Raw genomic sequence first — 15,996 nt, forward strand, 5'->3', positions numbered from 1 at the left:
ACTGCTTCGATGTGAGGCGTGGACACGGAGGGCCCGGCACGGACCGGGGGGAGGAGGAGCGGGACGATGGGATACCTGGCGCGCCGCGTGCTGTACGGCGCCGTGGTGGTCTGGGCGGCGTACACCGTCACCTGGCTGCTGCTCTACCTGCTGCCCAGCGACCCCGTCTCGATCATGCTCACCGGGTCCGCGAACGCCTCTGCGGAGACACGCGCCGCGCTCGAGGCCAAGTACGGCCTCGACAAGCCGGCGGCCCTGCAGTACCTCACCCTGCTCGGCCGGGCTCTGGTCGGCGACTTCGGCGACTCGATCGAATACGGCCGCCCGGTCTCCGAGATCGTGCTCGGCGCGGTGCCCTACACCGTGCAGCTCGGCATCGCCGCCCTCGTGGTCAGCATCGTCGTCGGCTTCGGGCTGGCGATCCTCGCCAACGCCACCCGTGCCCCCTGGCTGCGCAACATCCTGTTCTCGCTGCCCTCGGCCTTCCTGTCCTTCCCGATCTTCCTCACGGGTCTCCTGCTGGTGCAGGTCTTCGCCTTCTCCCTGCACCTGCTGCCGGCCGTCGGCACCACCGGCTGGCGCAGCCTCGTGCTGCCCGCCCTGACCTCGGGCGTCCCCGCGAGCGCCGCCATCGCCCAGGTCGCCACCAAGGCCGTGCACGACTACCTCCGCTCCCCGCAGGCCGCGTACCTGCGCGCCCGCGGCGTGACCCGCGGACGGGTCCTGCTGGCCCACGCCCTGCGCAACGCCACCATCCCCGCCCTGACGATCCTCGGCATGCAGGTGGGCGGCATCCTCGCCGGGGCCGTCATCACCGAGACGGTGTTCTCGCGGCAGGGGCTGGGACGCGTGCTGCAGACCGGCGTGCTCAGCCAGGACATCCCGCTCGTGCAGGGCGTCGTCGTGTTCTCGGCGCTGCTGTTCGTCCTCACCAGCGTGCTGGTGGACCTCATCTACCCCGTGGTGGATCCGCGGATCAGGAGGGCCTGACCATGAGCGAGAGGACCCTGCTCACGGGACCGGCGGTGCTCGCCGATGTGGCCGCTCCCGCCGATGCCGCCGTCCTCGCCGACGGCGCCTACCGAGGCGCCGGCACCCCGGGAGCGACCGCGGCCCTCGGCTCCGCCGTCGAGGAGCACGCGCCACCCGCCGCGAGAGGTCGCGCCCGCGCCGTCCGCCCGCGCCGGGAGCGGCACGACAGCACCCTGCTGCGCGAACTGCGCCAGCCCACCCTCGTGCTCGCCACGGTCCTGATGGGCGCCGTGATCCTGGCGGCCTTCGTGCCGGGGCTGTTCACCGGCCATGACCCCTATCGCACCGACGTCCTCGACAAGTTCGCCGCTCCCAGCACCGCGCACTGGTTCGGCACCGACGGACTGGGCCGGGACCAGTTCTCCCGCTTCGTCCACGGCACCGCAAACACCCTGGTCGCCTCCCTGGTCGCCGTGCTGATCGGCGTCACCGTGAGCTCCGTGCTGGGTGTGCTGGCCGGGTACTTCCGCGGCCTGCTCGACGAGACCGTCTCCCGCCTCGTGGACGTGTTCCTCGCGGTCCCCGGGATGCTGGTCTCGCTGCTGCTGGTCACCGCGCTCGGCTTCGGCACCGTCGAGATCGCGATCGCCGTGGGCATCGGCTCGATCGCGACCTTCACCCGCATCCTGCGCGCCGAGGTGCTGCGGGTGCGGGAGGCGGATTTCGTCACCGCCTCCGTCCTCAACGGCCTGCCCTGGTACAAGACCCTCGGTCGCCACGTGCTGCCCCACGCCCTGGGCCCGATCATCGCGCTGATCCCGCTGCAGTTCGGCGAGGCGGTGCTGCTGATCTCCGCCCTGAGCTTCCTCGGCTTCGGCGTGCAGCCGCCCGAGCCCGAATGGGGCGTGATCGTCGCCGACGGCCGCACCTACCTGTCCACCGCCCCCTGGCTGGCGCTGATCCCCGGGGTGCTGATCGCCCTGGTGGTCCTCTCCGCCAACCGGATCGGCACGTTCCTCGGGAGAGCGCTGTGACCATGCCCCGACCCACCGCCGCCCCGCTCCTCACCGTCGACGGCCTCCACGTCGACTACCGCCGCCCCGCGTGGCGCGGGGGCGAGGCCGACGTCCCCGCCGTGCAGGGCGTCTCCTTCACCGTGGGCCGCGGGGAGCGGCTCGCGATCATCGGCGAGTCCGGCTCCGGCAAGTCGACCATCACCCAGGCCCTGCTCGGCGTGCTGCCCCAGGCCGCCCGCGTGCGCGCCCGTCGGATCGACATCGACGGCGTGCGGGTCCAGGAGGGCGTCACCGGCCTGGACGAGAGGGCCTGGACCCCGCTGCGCAGGGGCCGCATCGCCTACGTCCCGCAGGATCCGAACATCGCCCTGAACCCGGTGGCCCGGATCGGCCGGCAGCTCGCCGAGGCGCTGCGCCTGGCCGAGCCGCATCTGGAGCGGCTGGACCGCGAGAGGCGCGCGCTCGAGCTGCTCGAGCGGGTGGGCCTCGAGGATGCCCGACGGATCCACGACGCCCACCCCCATCAGCTCTCCGGCGGCCAGCGTCAGCGGGTGCTGATCGCCATCGCCCTGGTCGGGGACCCGCGCCTGATCATCGCCGACGAGCCCACCAGCGGGCTCGACGTGGAGGTGCAGAAGCGCGTGCTCGACCTGCTCGACGAGATCGTCGTCCGCACGGGGGTCTCCGTCGTGCTGGTCACCCACGACCTCGCCGTCGCCGCCGGTCGCTCGGACCGGATCCTGGTGCTCAGCGAGGGAAGGATCCTCGAGCAGGGGCCGACCGGACCGCTGCTGGCGGCACCCCGCGCCGAGTACACGCGCCGCCTCCTCGCGGCCGTGCCCCGCCCTCGTCGCGATCCGCTCCCGGAGCCGGCGCCGGGTGCGACCGACGGGGTCGGTGGACCTCACGTGCGCGCCGAGGGACTCGAGAAGACCTACCGGGTGCGCGACCGGCGGCGCGGGCGCCTCGTCGTCCCCGCCACGCGCGGCGTCAGCTTCGAGATCGGCCGCGGCCTCACCTACGGGCTGGTGGGGCAGTCGGGCTCGGGCAAGTCCACGCTCGCCCGTCTGCTCGCCGGGATCGACCGGCCCGACGGCGGGGACGTACTGATCGGCGACCGCTCCCTCACGCGCGGTCCGCGCGCCGAGCGGCGCGCCGTCGGCCGCACCGTCCAGTACGTGTTCCAGAACCCCTACGGCTCCCTCGACCCGCGGCACAGCATCCGCCGGATCCTCGCCGAGCCCCTCGAGGGCGCCGGGCTGCCCGTCCGCGGGGCTCCGGCCGAGGCGCGCATCCGGGAGGCGCTGGACGCCGTCGGCCTCCCGGCCGCGACCGCGTCCCGGCGCCCGCCCGAGCTCTCCGGCGGCCAGCGCCAGCGGATCGCGATCGCCCGCGGGCTCATCACCCGTCCCGAGCTGCTGGTTCTCGACGAGCCGGTCTCCGCCCTCGACGTCTCGGTGCAGGCGCAGGTGCTGGCCCTCCTGGCCGAGCTGCAGCGCGAGTACCGCACCAGCTACCTGTTCATCTCCCATGACCTCGCCGTGATCAGCCAGATCGCCCATCGCGTGGGAGTTCTGCACCGCGGCGAGCTGGTCGAGGAGGGCACCCCCGCCCAGCTGCTCACCCGACCCGCCGCCGAGTACACCCGGCGACTCGTCGCCGCCGTCCCCGCCCTCGACCTGGCTCCTGCCGCCACCGTCCGCCACGACCACCCCCTCCGAGAGGACATCGCATGACCGCCACGCCCCCGACCCCCACAGCCCTGACCTCCGCGGCCCCGACCTCCGCAGCCCTGACCTCTGCCCTCAGCCGCCGCCAGGCGGGCGGCCTCGGCGCCGCGCTGCTGGGCGCGCTGGGCCTGGCCGCCTGCGGCACCGGGGCGGCGGCCCCCGGCGCCGAGGTCTCCGAGGAGGACCGCGTCGACGGCGGTGAGCTGCGGATCTACCACGCCAACATCACCGTGCTGGACCCGCGCCAGAACCACGGCATCGTGGGCCGCGCTCTCGCCGACTCCCTGATCGACGCCGACCCCGACACCGGCGAGATCCTGCCCTGGCTGGCGAGCGCGTGGGAGGTCAGCGACGACGGCCTGACCTTCGCCTTCACCCTGCGGGAGGGGGTCACCTTCTCCGACGGCACGCCCCTGGACGCCGAGGTCGTCAAGCTCAACCTCGACCAGGCGGCCCAGCAGGTCGAGGACGGCGAGGGCTGGTACTTCCAGGGGCTGTTCGACGACTACGAGGGCACGGAGGCCGTGAGCGAGCTCGAGGCCGAGGTGACCTTCTCCGCCCCGAACCCCTCCTTCCTCCCCACCCTCGCCACCGGTCAGCTCGCGATCCTCGCCCCCTCGGCCTTCGACCTCACCTACGAGCAGCGCGACAACGGGGAGTTCCTCGCCTCGGGACCTTTCGTGCTCGAGTCGTACACGCCCAACGAGGGCATCGTGCTCAGCCGCCGCGAGGACTACGCCTGGCCCTCCGGTGCCGCCACCCACGAGGGGCCGGCAAGCCTCGAGACCATCACCATCTCCTTCGTCGACGAGCAGAGCGTGCGCGAGAGCGCCCTGCAGGCCGGCGAGGCGGACATCGCCCAGAACCCGACCAACGAGGGCGCCGACCAGCTCGAGGCCGCCGGCTACCAGCTGACCTACCGGGCGCAGTCCGGTATCCCCTACAGCCTGGTCCTGAACTTCTCGGTTCCGGCGCTGCAGGACATCGCGGTGCGCAGGGCCCTCAGCGCCGCGATCGACCGCGAGGCGATCCACGCGGGCGTGACCGGTGACCGCCAGCCCGCCTCCACCAGCGTGATCACGCCGCTGACCACCGGGTACTCGGACGTCTCCGATCTGCTCGTGCACGATCCCGACGGAGCGGTCGCCCTGCTGGAGGAGGCCGGCTGGGTCGAGGGTCCCGACGGGATCCGCGAGAAGGACGGGGAGAAGCTCTCCTTCGAGCTGATCCTGTGGTGGGAGCCGCAGGAGGTCTCCGACGCGCTCCAGCTCATCAAGGAGCAGCTCGCGGAGACGGGCATCGAGATCACGGTGCGCGAGGACATCGGCGGGGCGGGCGGGAGCTGGCGCGACGGGAAGAGCCAGCTGCACCTGAACAACGCCACCCGCGCCGCCGGCGAGCTCGCGCTGTACTCCCAGTACACGAACGACAACTTCGAGTCCGCGAGCCTTATCGAGGGCGCCGACTTCGGGAGCACCCTCGACGAGTTCACGGAGACCGGCACCCTCAGCGACATCGTCACCCGGCAGGTCACGGAGGCGGACGAGGAGACCCGTGCGGAGCTGCTCGCCGAAGCGCAGCGGATCATCGTCGGGGACGCGATCAGGATCCCGCTGTTCGACAACATCAACAGCGAGTCCGGGTTCTTCGCCTCCGCCCCGACGGTGCACGGTCTGCGCAGCAACACCCTGTCCGAGCTGGTGCTCTCCGACGCCTGGCGATCGGAGGGCTGAGCTCGCGACGCCCGATCCGGTCCGGTCCTGTCTGGTCCGGCCGGGTCCGGTCCGATCCGGTCCGGTCCGGCCGGATCGGACCGTCAGCGCCGGGTGTCGCGGCGAGCCTTGCGCCAGCCGTCGACGACGTCCCACACGGACACGCCGATGAGCGAGGCCACGCCGACCACGGTGATGACCCACAGGGCGTTGCCGTCCACGCCGTTCGCGCGCAGTGCGAGATCGACGAAGTCCGGGTTCACCAGCTCGGACCGTCCGATCAGGGTGAGCGCCCAGCTCAGGAAGAGCACCGCGAGGGCGGTGTTGGCGATCGCGAGGGCCGGGGTCCAGCGGCGGTGGAGGACCACCACGACCGCCAGCGCCGCCTCGAGGGCGAGCAGCGCCAGCAGGGCCAGGACCCAGGTGGGCCAGAGGCCGGGGTTCAGGATCGCGAGGGCCTCGCCGTCGATGCGGAGGAAGCCCCGCAGCTGATCCCACAGCACCGCGCCCGCACCGATCGCCGTGAGCGCCACCGAGGCGATCGCGTCGGCGCGACCGGTGGTGGGTGCCTCCAGCTCGGGGAGCTGATCCAGGTCCCAGGCGGTGCCGGTCTCCGTCCCGGTGCGCTCGAGGATCATGAACACGACGGTCACCCAGAAGGACACGTGCACCACCGCGCCGAGACCGGCGGCGATCGACTGCCCGATCACGGTGCCGACGGGCGCCTGCACCAGCACCTGCCCGATCACGACGCCCACCACGGCGCAGGCGGGCACGATCCACAGCAGCAGCGTCAGCAGCCGCCGCCAGGCGAGGTAGTGGCGTGGTCCGATCAGGTGCAGCGGACGATCCGCGTACTCGGCGGCGAGGATCGCGGGATCGCCCAGCTCGGTGAGCACGGCCCGCTCCGCGATCCCGGGGTCCTCGCCCTGCTCGATCCGGGCCTCGGTCGCGTCCAGGATCGATGCGGCCAGCTCGGCGCGGACGTCCTCCTGCGCCGCAGTGGGAAGGCCGGAAGCGGTGGCGCGGATGTAGCGCTCGGTCAGCTCGGTGTTCATGTCAGGACTCCTCGTCCCTTGGGGTGTCGGCGGCGTGGGAGGTGTCGGGGGCGGGGGAGACGTCGGCGGCAGGGGAGATGAGGGCGCCGAGGGAGGCGACGGAGTCGGTGAGGGTGCGCCACTCGGCGGCGAGGGTGCCGGCCAGCTGCGAGCCCTGGTCCGAGGTGGAGTAGAACTTCCGCGGCCGGGCCTCCTCGGTGTTCCATTCGCTGGTGAGGAACCCCTGCTTCTCGAGGCGGCGCAGCAGCGGGTAGAGGGTGTTGGCGTCGGTGGCGAAACCATGGCGCTCGAGGTCCTGGAGCAGGCCGTAGCCGTAGCCCGGGGTGCGCAGGAGCGAGAGGCAGGCGAGCACGACGGTGCCGCGCCGCAGCTCCTGCAGATGGGTGTCGAGCAGTTCGTTCATGCGTCACACCATAGTGTGTGACACACAGTGTTGGCAACGGCAGAGTGTTGTGTGAGGAGTGAGTGGCGTCTCGGTCTCTCAGCCGGCGGGTGTGATCCCGGGGCCGGAGGGAGCTCCGGAGCCCGGTGGGGCCCAGGCCCGCTGCGGCGCCACGGCGTCGATCAGGTCCCGCCGGGTGCCGCCGTCCTCGCGCACCACGTTCGAGGCCAGCGGGATCTGGTGCGAGGCGCTCTCGAGGATGTGCATGAGGTAGCCGGCGGTGTTCGGCAGGGCCAGCAGGTCGCCGACGCCGACGCCGCCCGGGAAGCGCAGGCGACGGCGCAGGATCAGCTCCGCCTCGATGCAGTAGGCGCCGACAAGGAAGGCGTCCGTCGGCTCCGAGGGGGCGCCGCCGCCGCGCACCAGCAGGGGGTCGACGAGGAAGTCGTCGGAGGTCGAACGGCACTGGGTGCGGTTCATCTCGAGCCCCACCAGGGGGATGCCGTCGCTGGTGGCGGTGCGCTGGACCACGCGCGCCAGGGTCATCCCGCAGCCGTCGAGCAGGGCTCTGCCCGGTTCGCAGCGCAGCTCGAGCTCCCGTGATCGCAGCACCTCGTCGGCGCTCTGCCCGGGCAGCGCCTCCTGCGCGAGCAGCCGGCGCAGCCAGTCCCCGCGCACCGGGCTCTGGTGGTAGGGGTAGAACTGCCGCAGCGGCTCGGAGCGCCAGGTCACGGAGTGCTGCTGGTCCCCGTCCTGCCGCTCGTGGGCCGCGAGGAACGCCGCCCACTGCGTGGGATCGTCGAGGTAGGACATGGGGAAGCCGCCGCCGATGTCGATGAAGCGCGGCCGGTGCCCCAGCTCCCGCAGCGCGTCGACCAGCTCGGCCGCCTCGCCGAGGGCCCGCGCCCGCGCTGCGGCGTCGTAGCCGTGGAGATGGAAGTGGATCCCCTCGATCCGCAGCTCCGGGCCGGGGCGTCCGGCGTCCCGCGGGTCCGCGACGGGGGAGACATGGGAGGCTGCCCAGTCGCGCCAGGTCGCCGCGGACTCCCCGAAGCGGGTGGGGGCGATGAGCTCGCTCGGGGTGGGGGCCAGGCGCAGCGCGATCGGGCGCTCGCCGCGTCCGCCCCGCCCGCCGCGCTCTGCGGCGTCGGCCCCGGCGGCGAGGACCCCTGCGGCCGCCTCGGCCTCGTCGAGGTTGTCGAGCACCAGCATCGCACCGGAGCCCAGCGCGAGACGCAGCAGGGGCGGCGGCTTGACGGCGGCGGTCACCACGATCGCGGACGGCGGCACCCCCAGGTCCAGGGCCTGTTCGAGCTCCCGCTGGCTGCCCACGTCGAGCCCCAGCCCGGCGCGGTGGGCCGCCGCGACCATGCCCAGGGTCTTGTTGGCCTTGCGGGCCACGTGGACGCCCAGCTCGACCCCGGCATCCCGAGCGGCCCGTTCCAGCTCGCCGGCGTTGCGGGGCAGGGCGGAGAAGTCGTGCACGTTCACCGGGCTGCCGTGCTCCTCGACCAGCGCGGTGCAGGCGGCGGGGTCCTCCAGCAGCTCGCGCATCCACGGCTCGAGGCGGGCCGTGAGCGGCGGGAGGCCGTGGCAGGCCCCGTGCAGGGACGCGGCGGGGGTCTCCGCCATCGGGGTCATCGGCGTCATCGGGGTCATCGGCGTCATCGGGGTCATCGGGGATCAGCCTCCGGTCAGGTGGGATCGGTGCGGGCGGCGAGACGAGCGGCCCATCGCGGGATCTCGCCGTGCAGATGCCGGTCGAGGGTGTCGTGGCCGATCACATGATCCTCCGTGGGGCGCCCGATCAGCGCCAGGCCCTCCGTCCGACGCCCGTCGGCGGAGAGCGCGGTGCCGTCGTGCGCGACCAGCGCTCCGCGCCGTCCTGGGCGCACGGTGACCAGGCCGTCCCGCAGCAGCTGCCGCGCGAGCGGATCGGTGAGGCCGCGGACCCCCGGAGGCGCGAGCACGGCGTCGATCACCAGATCCGGGGCCGCGACGCCTGGCGGCATCGCACCCACGCCCTGCGCGGCGAGCGAGGTGCCGGCGTCCACGAGGCGGAGGTCCACGGCCCCGGAGTCGACCATGGCCAGGAGCTTCCGGGCGGTGATCAGCGGCGGGCCGAAGGCGAAGCGCTCGAGCACCTGCGCCGCGCCCCGCAGCTCGCACCAGCGCTCCAGCGGCATCTCGCTGCCCCGCAGCAGGGCGGTGACCTGTGGGTACAGCCGTGCCCAGGAGCGTCCGAGCGCCCAGGCCGGGCCGGGCGGGCGCTGCTCCAGGGCCACCGCCACGCTGCGTCGCAGCGCTCTCTCGGCGCGGCCGGGCCCGGCGGGGAGGTCCGGTTCGGCCCCGGTCGCGAGTGTGGATTCCACCGCGCGGCGCCGCTCGTCGGATGCACCGTCCTCGGCGAGCAGCGCGGCGGCGACCTCCGTGACGATCGCGAGCACGTGCCGGGCGACGTCAGGGTCGGTGGGATCGAGATCCTCGAGACGCCTCCGAGCGCGGTCCAGGCCGGGGGAGTCCGGTGCCGCCAGGTCCGTGCCGGGCTCCGGCTTCGCATCCAGCAGCAGCCCGTGGCGTGCTGTGGGCAGGAGGGTCGCCGGCTCCTGCGGGCTGCGTCGGTGCAGGAGCCGCCCGGGCCGATCGGGGTCGGGGACGAACTGCGCACCTCGTGCTTCGGTGAGGGTGAGCGCGGCGTCGAGGAAGGTCAGCGCGCTGCCTCGCACCGCCGCCCGGGCACCGGGCGGGACCAGCGCGGGCGGCAGCATCGTCCCGATCGGGAACACCGCCGGGCGCAGCGGCAGCGCAGACTCCCAGCGATGCACGAGCGCGCCGTCGTGCCCTGCGCCGTGCCCGGTCGCCACCAGCACCTCGTCGAAGGGGTTCGGGGCGGAGGGGTGGGCGACGGGGGGTGCGGCGGCGATCTCCACCACCCACTGCGCACCGTCCCGCCGCACGGCCACCGCGCGCCCGCGCCGGTGTTGACAGCGCGCATGGCGGCCGAGGGCCGCGAGCATCGCCTGCCAGCGCAGGGCGAGGTAGCGGCCCACCAGCGCGCGCGGCGGGAAGTGCTCGCGGGCGAGCGACGGCTCCGCCTCGGCCACCCAGTCGGGGAAGGAGGGGAAGGACCCGCCGACGGGGGCGTCCAGGAGGCGGGCGGCGACGTTCAGCCGCAGCACCGGGGACTGCTCCGGGTCGTAGGCGGCGCCCGTGCCGGGGTGCTCCGCCGGGTCGATCACCGTCACCTCGAGCAGGTTCCCGCGGACCTCCGTCCCGCTGCGCCCCGCCCCGCCGGGTCGCGGCGCGTGATCGGGGTCGTCGAGGTGCGCGGCGAGGGCCTCCAGGGCGAACAGCGCCTTGGGGCCCGCGCCGAGGACGGCGAGGGTCAGCGGCGGGTCGACGTCGCGGGGCGCACGGGGTGCGGGCACGTCAGGGGCGAGTACGCCCACGTCGGGCAGGTCGGGCACGGGCAGGTCGGGCACGGGCACGTCGGGCTCAGGCACGTCGGGCACGGGCCAGGAGGGCGTCGCCCGCCGCCTCGAGCTCCGCGGTCCCGGCGCCGAGGGTCTGCGCGACCCAGTCGTCGTCGTAGACGGTGCCGAGATAGGGGACCCCGCCGTCGTGCACGATGAGCGCGAGACGGGTCCCCACCTCGAGCTCCGTGACCAGCGTCCCCAGGGCGTGGATGATCGCGCCGGTGGAGGCGCCGGCGAGGATGCCCTCGCGGCGGGCGAGCAGACGCGCCCCGGCCACCGCGTCGAGGGCGTCCACCCGCATCACGCGGTCCGGGGTGACGGAGCGGGAGATCTCGGTGACCACGCCGGCGCCGATCCCGGGCAGGGGACGCGGCGCCGCGGTACCGCCGAACAGGACGCTGCCCACGGAGTCCACCGCCACGGTGCGGGTCTCCATGGCGTGCTCGCGCAGGTAGGCCGTGCAGCCGGAGAGGGTGCCGGTGGTGCTCACCGCCGCCATCAGCACGTCGAGGCGCCCGCCGGTCGCCTCGGCGATCTCCTGCATGGTGCCGGTGCGGTGCGCATCGGGGTTCGCCGGATTGCCGTACTGGTACAGATTGATCGCGTCGGGCAGGCGCTCGAGCAGCTGCTCGACGCGGTGCAGTCGGGCGGTGAGCAGGTCGCCCGTCGCCGGATCGGGCTCGGTGACCATCTCGATCTCGCCGCCCAGGGCGCGGATCGTGGCCACCGTGGTGGGGTTGGTGCGGGAGTCGACGACGCACACGAAGCGCACGCCGTGCTCGGTGCACACCCGGGCCAGGGCCACCCCGAGGTTCCCGGAGCTCGACTCGACCACGGTGCCGCCGGCGGTCAGTCGTCCCTCGGCGATCGCGGCGCGGACCATCGCCAGCGCCGGCCGGTCCTTCGTGCTGCCGCCGGGGTTGACGGACTCGAGCTTGGCGAGGATCTCGACGCCGGAGTGCGGGAACAGGCGCTCGAGACGGATCAGGGGCGTGCGGCCGACGGCGGCCGAGATCCCGTGGAGGACCTGCAGTTCGGAGGCGCCGGCGGGGGCGTTGCCCGGTGCGGCGGGGACGGTGCGTCCCGCAGAGGTGGTGCTCACTCCGGGAACGCTACGGGACGGCCCCGCGGCCGGGGTAGAGGGGTGGACCGAGCGGTAGCGCCTGCCGGGATCCGGGGCCTTCCGGAGTAGTGTCGGCCGCCCGCTGCGGACACGTCGCGGCAGACCCGGCACTGCAGCCCGCCGCTGCAGCCACCGACCCAGGAGGACCCGGATGACCGAGACCACCCTCACCCAGCAGGACGTCGTGGAGCGGCTGCGTCGCGCGGAGCTGGTCATGCTCACCACCGCACTCCCGGACGGCACCCTGCTCTCACACCCGATGGCCGTCCAGGGCGTCACCGAGGACGCCGACGTCTGGTTCTTCGTGGGACTGCACGGGGGCCAGGCCGACGCCCTGCGCGGCGACCCGCACGTGAACCTAGCCGTCGCCGAGGCGGGCTCCTGGCTCTCCGTCGCCGGTCGGGCGCGGTTCGTCGAGGACCGCTCCGTGGTCGAGCAGCTGTGGAACGACGGCGCCGGCGCCTACTTCCCGGGCGGCCCGGACGACCCGGACCTGGGCCTGCTGGAGGTCAGCGGCGATTCCGCCCAGTTCTGGGGGCTGCCCGGCGGGAAGGTCGCGGGCCTCGCGCAGATCGTGAAGTCACGGGTCCTCGGCGACCGTCCCGCCGGCGGCACCGACACCACGGAGCTGTGACCCGGGGCCGCTCCTCGGCCCGGAGGGCGTGACCCGCCTGCTCTGCCCGGTCCGCCCGTCCCGCCCGTCCCGCTCGCCTCACCTGTCCCGCTCGTCCCGCGGGAGAGCCGTGGACTCCCGCCCTCGGAACAGCAGCTGCACGGTGCCGTCCTCGGCGGTGGCGTGCTCGACGCGGACGTCGTAGGTGGCGGCGACGAGCTCGGCCGTGAGGGCCTGGGCCGGAGCGCCGACGGCGTGGACCCGACCGCGGTCCAGCACGATCACCCGGTCGCAGTAGCGGGCGGCGAGGTTGAGGTCGTGCAGCACGACGATCGTGGCGAGCCCGCGCTCGCGCACCACCTGCAGCACATGGTGCTGCGAGCCGATGTCGAGATGGTTGGTGGGCTCGTCCATGAGCAGCAGGCGGGGCTGCTGGGCGAGCGCCCGCGCGATGAGCACGCGCTGCTTCTCCCCGCCGGAGAGGTGCCCGAAGCCGCGCCGGGCCAGGTGCACGGCGCCGGCGCTCTCGAGCGCCTCGGCCGCGATCCGACGGTCCTCCGCGCCGCTCCCGCCGAAGGTGCCGGAGTGCGGGATGCGGCCCAGCAGCACCACGTCCGCGACGCTCAGCGGCACCTCCCCGGAGAGCTCCTGTGCCATCACCGCGATCCGTCGTGCGCGTTCGCGCCCCGAGAGCTCGGCGAGGTCGCGACCCTCCAGCAGCACCCGGCCGGCGCCCGGCACGATCTCGCGGTGCAGGATCCGCAGCGCGGTGGTCTTGCCGCTGCCGTTGGGGCCCACGAGCCCCAGCACCTCGCCGTCGGCGACCGCGAGATCCACCCCGGACAGCACCTCCGCGGCGCCGAAGGAGTGCCGGAGCCCGAACGCCTCGAGCACCGGTCCGCCCCCGGAGCGCGCGTCGTCGGGGCGCGGGGGGACCGCCCCGCGGGAGTGCTCCCTCTCGCCCATGCGCCTCAGCCCTCGCGCTCGCTCAGCCACGCGCGGATCCTCTCCAGCCCGTCGACCACCAGCGGCGAGGCGGGCTCGGCGAAGTTGAACAGCAGCGGCAGCACGGCCTGCTCCTGCACGGCGCGCAGGCTCGCGAGCTGGTCCTCGGCGATCATCTCCGCGACGGCGGCGCTGCCGTCCCCCTCGCCCTGATGGAGCACGATCAGCAGGTCGGGGTCCGCGTCCAGGAGAGGCTCCGCGCTGATCTCCACCACCCGCTCTGCGGTGCTCGCGAAGGAGTTCTCGATGCCCAGCGCGTCCAGCTGCGCGGTGACCATGCTCGCGGCCCCGTAGGTGTACAGCGGTCCGCCGCCGACGGAGGGGTACAGCACCGCGGCCGTGCGCGGGGACAGGTCGCCGGCGGCCTCGGAGACCGCCGCGGTCCTCTCCCGCAGCACGGCGATCAGCTCCTCCGCCTCGGCGGTGCGGTCGAAGATCCGGCCGCAGACGCCGATCGAGGAGTGCAGGGACTCGAAGCTCGCACGCTCCCCGCCGCTGCCGCAGAAGGCCTCCTGCACCACCACCTGGGCGCCCGCGTCCGCCATGGCCTCCCGGGTCACGCCGTCCGGCAGCCCGAAGACGATGTCCGGCTGCTGCGCGATCACCGTCTCCTGCGAGATCAGCAGATGGCCGGAGGCGTCGACGTCCTCGGACAGCGCCGGGATCGCCTGGATGCGCGCGGCCAGGTCCTCGTCGTAGTACCCGGGCGGGAAGGCGCCGGCGCGGGAGACCACCCGGTCCAGCACCCCGATGCCGTCCAGAGTGGTCACGGGGGAGGACTCCAGCAGCACGATCCGCTCGGGGGGAGCGTCGAAGCGCAGCGGCGTCTCGCAGTTCGCCAGCGCGAGCGGGTAGCCCTCCGTCCCGTCGCCGGCCGCGCCCGGAGCCGCGCCTGCGCCGCTGTCCGTGCCGCCGGTGCCGCAGGCGGCGGTGAGTCCGACGAGGCCCGCCAGGCCGGTCAGAGCGGTGCGCCGGCGCAGAGGGGTCCCCCCGCCGAGCTCGCTGCGCCGGGGAGGGGCGGCCGGGCCCGGACGCGGGGCGGGGCGAGGGGTCATGGGGAGCCTTCCGGGAGCAGAGCGGGACGGCCGGGATCTTCGGGACGGCCGAGAGGGGCGGGAGGGATGGGAGGGGTGTGCGGTGGACGGAGGCAGGAACGGGGCGGGGGTCAGCTCCGCCGGGCGTGGAGGCGGCGGACCAGGATCAGCAGGAAGGGGGCTCCGATCGCGGCGGTGAGCACCCCGATCGGCAGCTCGCGCGGCTGCATCACCACCCGCGCGACGGCATCGGCCCACAGCAGGAACAGGCCCCCGAGCAGGGCGCTCGCCGGGATCAGCACGCGGTGCCGGGCCCCGACCAGGCGCCGGGCGAGGTGTGGGACGACCAGGCCCACGAATCCGATCGCGCCGGCCCCCGCGACGGCCGCCGCGGTGCACAGGGAGACCACCAGCAGGAACCCCACCCGGGCCCGGTCGGGGGAGATGCCCAGGGAGTGCGCGATCTCGTCCCCGGTGCTGAGCGCATCCAGCACCCGTGCGCCGGCGAGCATCACGAGCACTCCCGCGACCGCCGCGGCCAGCGCGACGAGCAGGAAGAGGTTCCACCGGGCCAGGGACAGCGAGCCCAGCATCCAGAACATCACCGAGCGTGATCCCTCGGCGGAGTCCGAGGAGAAGATCAGCAGGTTGGTGACGGCGGTGAGCGCGTAGCCCACCGCCACGCCGGACAGCAGCAGCCGCAGTGAGCTGACGCGCCCGCCGGCCCGGGCGATGACGAACACCAGCAGCGCCGCCCCGAGCGCCCCGAGGAAGGCGAGCGCCGACTGGGCGTAGTCGCCCAGTGCCGCGCCGACCCCGAACAGGATCGCGGCCGCGGCGCCGGTGGACGCCCCGCCGGAGACGCCCAGGACGTAGGGATCGGCGAGCATGTTGCGCACCATGGCCTGCAGCGCGGCGCCGCTGATCGCGAGGCAGGCGCCGACGGCGGCCCCCATCAGGACCCGGGGCACGCGCACGTCCCACACGATGGCGTCGACCGCGGCCCCCCAGGAGGTGCCCGTCGGCACGCCGAGGTGGTGGGCGATCACCTGCACCGTGGTGCCCGCGGGGACCGGCACCGGGCCGATGCCGACGCACAGCAGAAGGCTGAGGAGGCTCGCCGCGACGAGACCCGCGAGGACCAGGGCGGAGCGCCGGGCGCGGGTGCGCACCCCCAGCGGGTCGGGGGAGGGGGCGCGATGCCCACCGGGGTCCGTCCGGTGCCGGTCGGCACGGAGGGTCGCCGTCATGACCTCTCCTCCGCCGCCGCCCGATCATTCACTTGCACAACGCTACAAGTGTCCTGCCGGGGCGTGCGCTCCGTGCCGCGGATTGTCAGGGCGTCGTCAGGGCGTCGTCGGGACGCCGTCAGGTGGTGTGCGGGGGATGCGGCGGGCGCGGGTGGTGGACCCCGGGCAGGTGGTCGGAGCCGAGATCGTGCAGGAGATCGTGCACGAAGCCGTCGGCCAGCTCGTAGCGCACCTCCCGGCCGGAGCGGCCGGCGCGCACCCAGCCCGCCTCGCGCAGCAGCGCGAGGGCGTGGGACGTGGTGGACTCCGGCGCCCCGATCGCGCGGGCGAGGTCCGAGCTGCGCACCCCGGGATGGGCATGGAGGCAGAACAGGATCCGCAGCCGGCGGGGGTCCGAGAGCAGCGCCATCCGCTCGGCGAGCTCCTCGAATCCGCCCGTTCCCGCGAGCAGCCCCCGCAGCTCGTGGACGAGCTGCTCGTCGCGGACCTCCGCCCCGGAGGCGCGCACGTGCAGCGGAGGGGCGGGGTCCATGACGCCACCGTAGCGGCCCCGCTGCGCCACGGCAGCGGCCCCGCCGCGAGGCCGGAGGCCCGGCGGGCCCTCGGCGGGGCCGACCGATCGTTC

General features: G+C 74.3%; 14 protein-coding genes. 5 read left to right on the forward strand and 9 right to left on the reverse strand.

What is annotated here, in order from left to right; translation table 11 throughout:
• Positions 1-66: 66 nt before the first annotated feature.
• From ACT3SP_RS09975 to ACT3SP_RS09990, 4 genes are read left to right on the forward strand one after another with little or no spacing between them, the layout of a single operon-like run.
• Complete coding sequence (locus ACT3SP_RS09975) at positions 67-990, forward strand: ABC transporter permease (protein ID WP_444587129.1); 924 nt, start codon at positions 67-69, stop codon at positions 988-990.
• A gap of 2 nt (positions 991-992) precedes the next feature.
• Positions 993-2,006, forward strand: coding sequence for an ABC transporter permease (locus ACT3SP_RS09980; protein ID WP_444587130.1), 1,014 nt, complete (start codon positions 993-995; stop codon positions 2,004-2,006).
• A 2-nt stretch (positions 2,007-2,008) separates the two neighbouring features.
• Positions 2,009-3,724, forward strand: coding sequence for a dipeptide ABC transporter ATP-binding protein (locus tag ACT3SP_RS09985; protein ID WP_444587146.1), 1,716 nt, complete (start codon positions 2,009-2,011; stop codon positions 3,722-3,724).
• Positions 3,721-5,451: an ABC transporter substrate-binding protein gene (locus tag ACT3SP_RS09990; protein WP_444587131.1), complete on the forward strand. Its 1,731-nt coding sequence runs from the start codon at positions 3,721-3,723 to the stop codon at positions 5,449-5,451. Before ACT3SP_RS09985 ends, ACT3SP_RS09990 begins: the two co-directional genes overlap by 4 nt.
• Before the next feature lie 83 nt (positions 5,452-5,534).
• On the opposite strand, the gene ACT3SP_RS09995 is transcribed toward ACT3SP_RS09990, so the two are convergent.
• The 5 genes from ACT3SP_RS09995 to sbnA form a co-directional block, all read right to left on the reverse strand.
• Positions 5,535-6,488: a permease prefix domain 1-containing protein gene (locus ACT3SP_RS09995; RefSeq protein WP_444587132.1), complete on the reverse strand. Its 954-nt coding sequence runs from the start codon at positions 6,486-6,488 to the stop codon at positions 5,535-5,537.
• A 1-nt stretch (position 6,489) separates the two neighbouring features.
• Positions 6,490-6,891, reverse strand: a complete 402-nt coding sequence (locus tag ACT3SP_RS10000; protein ID WP_444587133.1) for a PadR family transcriptional regulator — start codon at positions 6,889-6,891, stop codon at positions 6,490-6,492.
• Between the two features lie 78 nt (positions 6,892-6,969).
• Positions 6,970-8,547 carry a Y4yA family PLP-dependent enzyme gene (locus ACT3SP_RS10005; protein WP_444587134.1) on the reverse strand — a complete coding sequence of 526 codons (1,578 nt, stop codon included), beginning with the start codon at positions 8,545-8,547 and terminating at the stop codon, positions 6,970-6,972.
• Positions 8,548-8,564: 17 nt separating this feature from the next.
• A complete protein-coding gene (locus ACT3SP_RS10010; protein ID WP_444587135.1) occupies positions 8,565-10,373 on the reverse strand; it encodes an FAD/NAD(P)-binding protein in 1,809 nt (602 codons plus the stop codon).
• The gene (gene sbnA, locus ACT3SP_RS10015; RefSeq protein ID WP_444587136.1) at positions 10,366-11,448 is read right to left on the reverse strand and encodes a 2,3-diaminopropionate biosynthesis protein SbnA; all 1,083 of its coding nucleotides are present in this window, start codon (positions 11,446-11,448) and stop codon (positions 10,366-10,368) included. The genes ACT3SP_RS10010 and sbnA overlap by 8 nt, the downstream gene beginning before the upstream one ends.
• Positions 11,449-11,620: 172 nt before the next feature.
• Between sbnA and ACT3SP_RS10020 the strand changes: the two genes are divergently transcribed.
• The gene (locus tag ACT3SP_RS10020; RefSeq protein ID WP_444587137.1) at positions 11,621-12,103 is read left to right on the forward strand and encodes a pyridoxamine 5'-phosphate oxidase family protein; all 483 of its coding nucleotides are present in this window, start codon (positions 11,621-11,623) and stop codon (positions 12,101-12,103) included.
• Between the two features lie 78 nt (positions 12,104-12,181).
• On the opposite strand, the gene ACT3SP_RS10025 is transcribed toward ACT3SP_RS10020, so the two are convergent.
• From ACT3SP_RS10025 to ACT3SP_RS10040, 4 genes are all read right to left on the reverse strand, one after another.
• The gene (locus ACT3SP_RS10025) at positions 12,182-13,078 is read right to left on the reverse strand and encodes an ABC transporter ATP-binding protein (RefSeq protein ID WP_444587138.1); all 897 of its coding nucleotides are present in this window, start codon (positions 13,076-13,078) and stop codon (positions 12,182-12,184) included.
• On the reverse strand, positions 13,054-14,142 hold the full coding sequence (locus ACT3SP_RS10030; RefSeq protein WP_444587139.1) for an ABC transporter substrate-binding protein: 1,089 nt from the start codon (positions 14,140-14,142) through the stop codon (positions 13,054-13,056). Before ACT3SP_RS10030 ends, ACT3SP_RS10025 begins: the two co-directional genes overlap by 25 nt.
• Before the next feature lie 110 nt (positions 14,143-14,252).
• Positions 14,253-15,371, reverse strand: a complete 1,119-nt coding sequence (locus ACT3SP_RS10035; RefSeq protein ID WP_444587140.1) for a FecCD family ABC transporter permease — start codon at positions 15,369-15,371, stop codon at positions 14,253-14,255.
• Between the two features lie 118 nt (positions 15,372-15,489).
• Positions 15,490-15,903, reverse strand: coding sequence for an ArsR/SmtB family transcription factor (locus ACT3SP_RS10040; RefSeq protein WP_444587141.1), 414 nt, complete (start codon positions 15,901-15,903; stop codon positions 15,490-15,492).
• Positions 15,904-15,996: the final 93 nt, after the last annotated feature.

Origin of the sequence: Brachybacterium sp. AOP43-C2-M15, assembly GCF_052446295.1 — a bacterium.
Taxonomy (GTDB): Bacteria; Actinomycetota; Actinomycetes; order Actinomycetales; family Dermabacteraceae; genus Brachybacterium.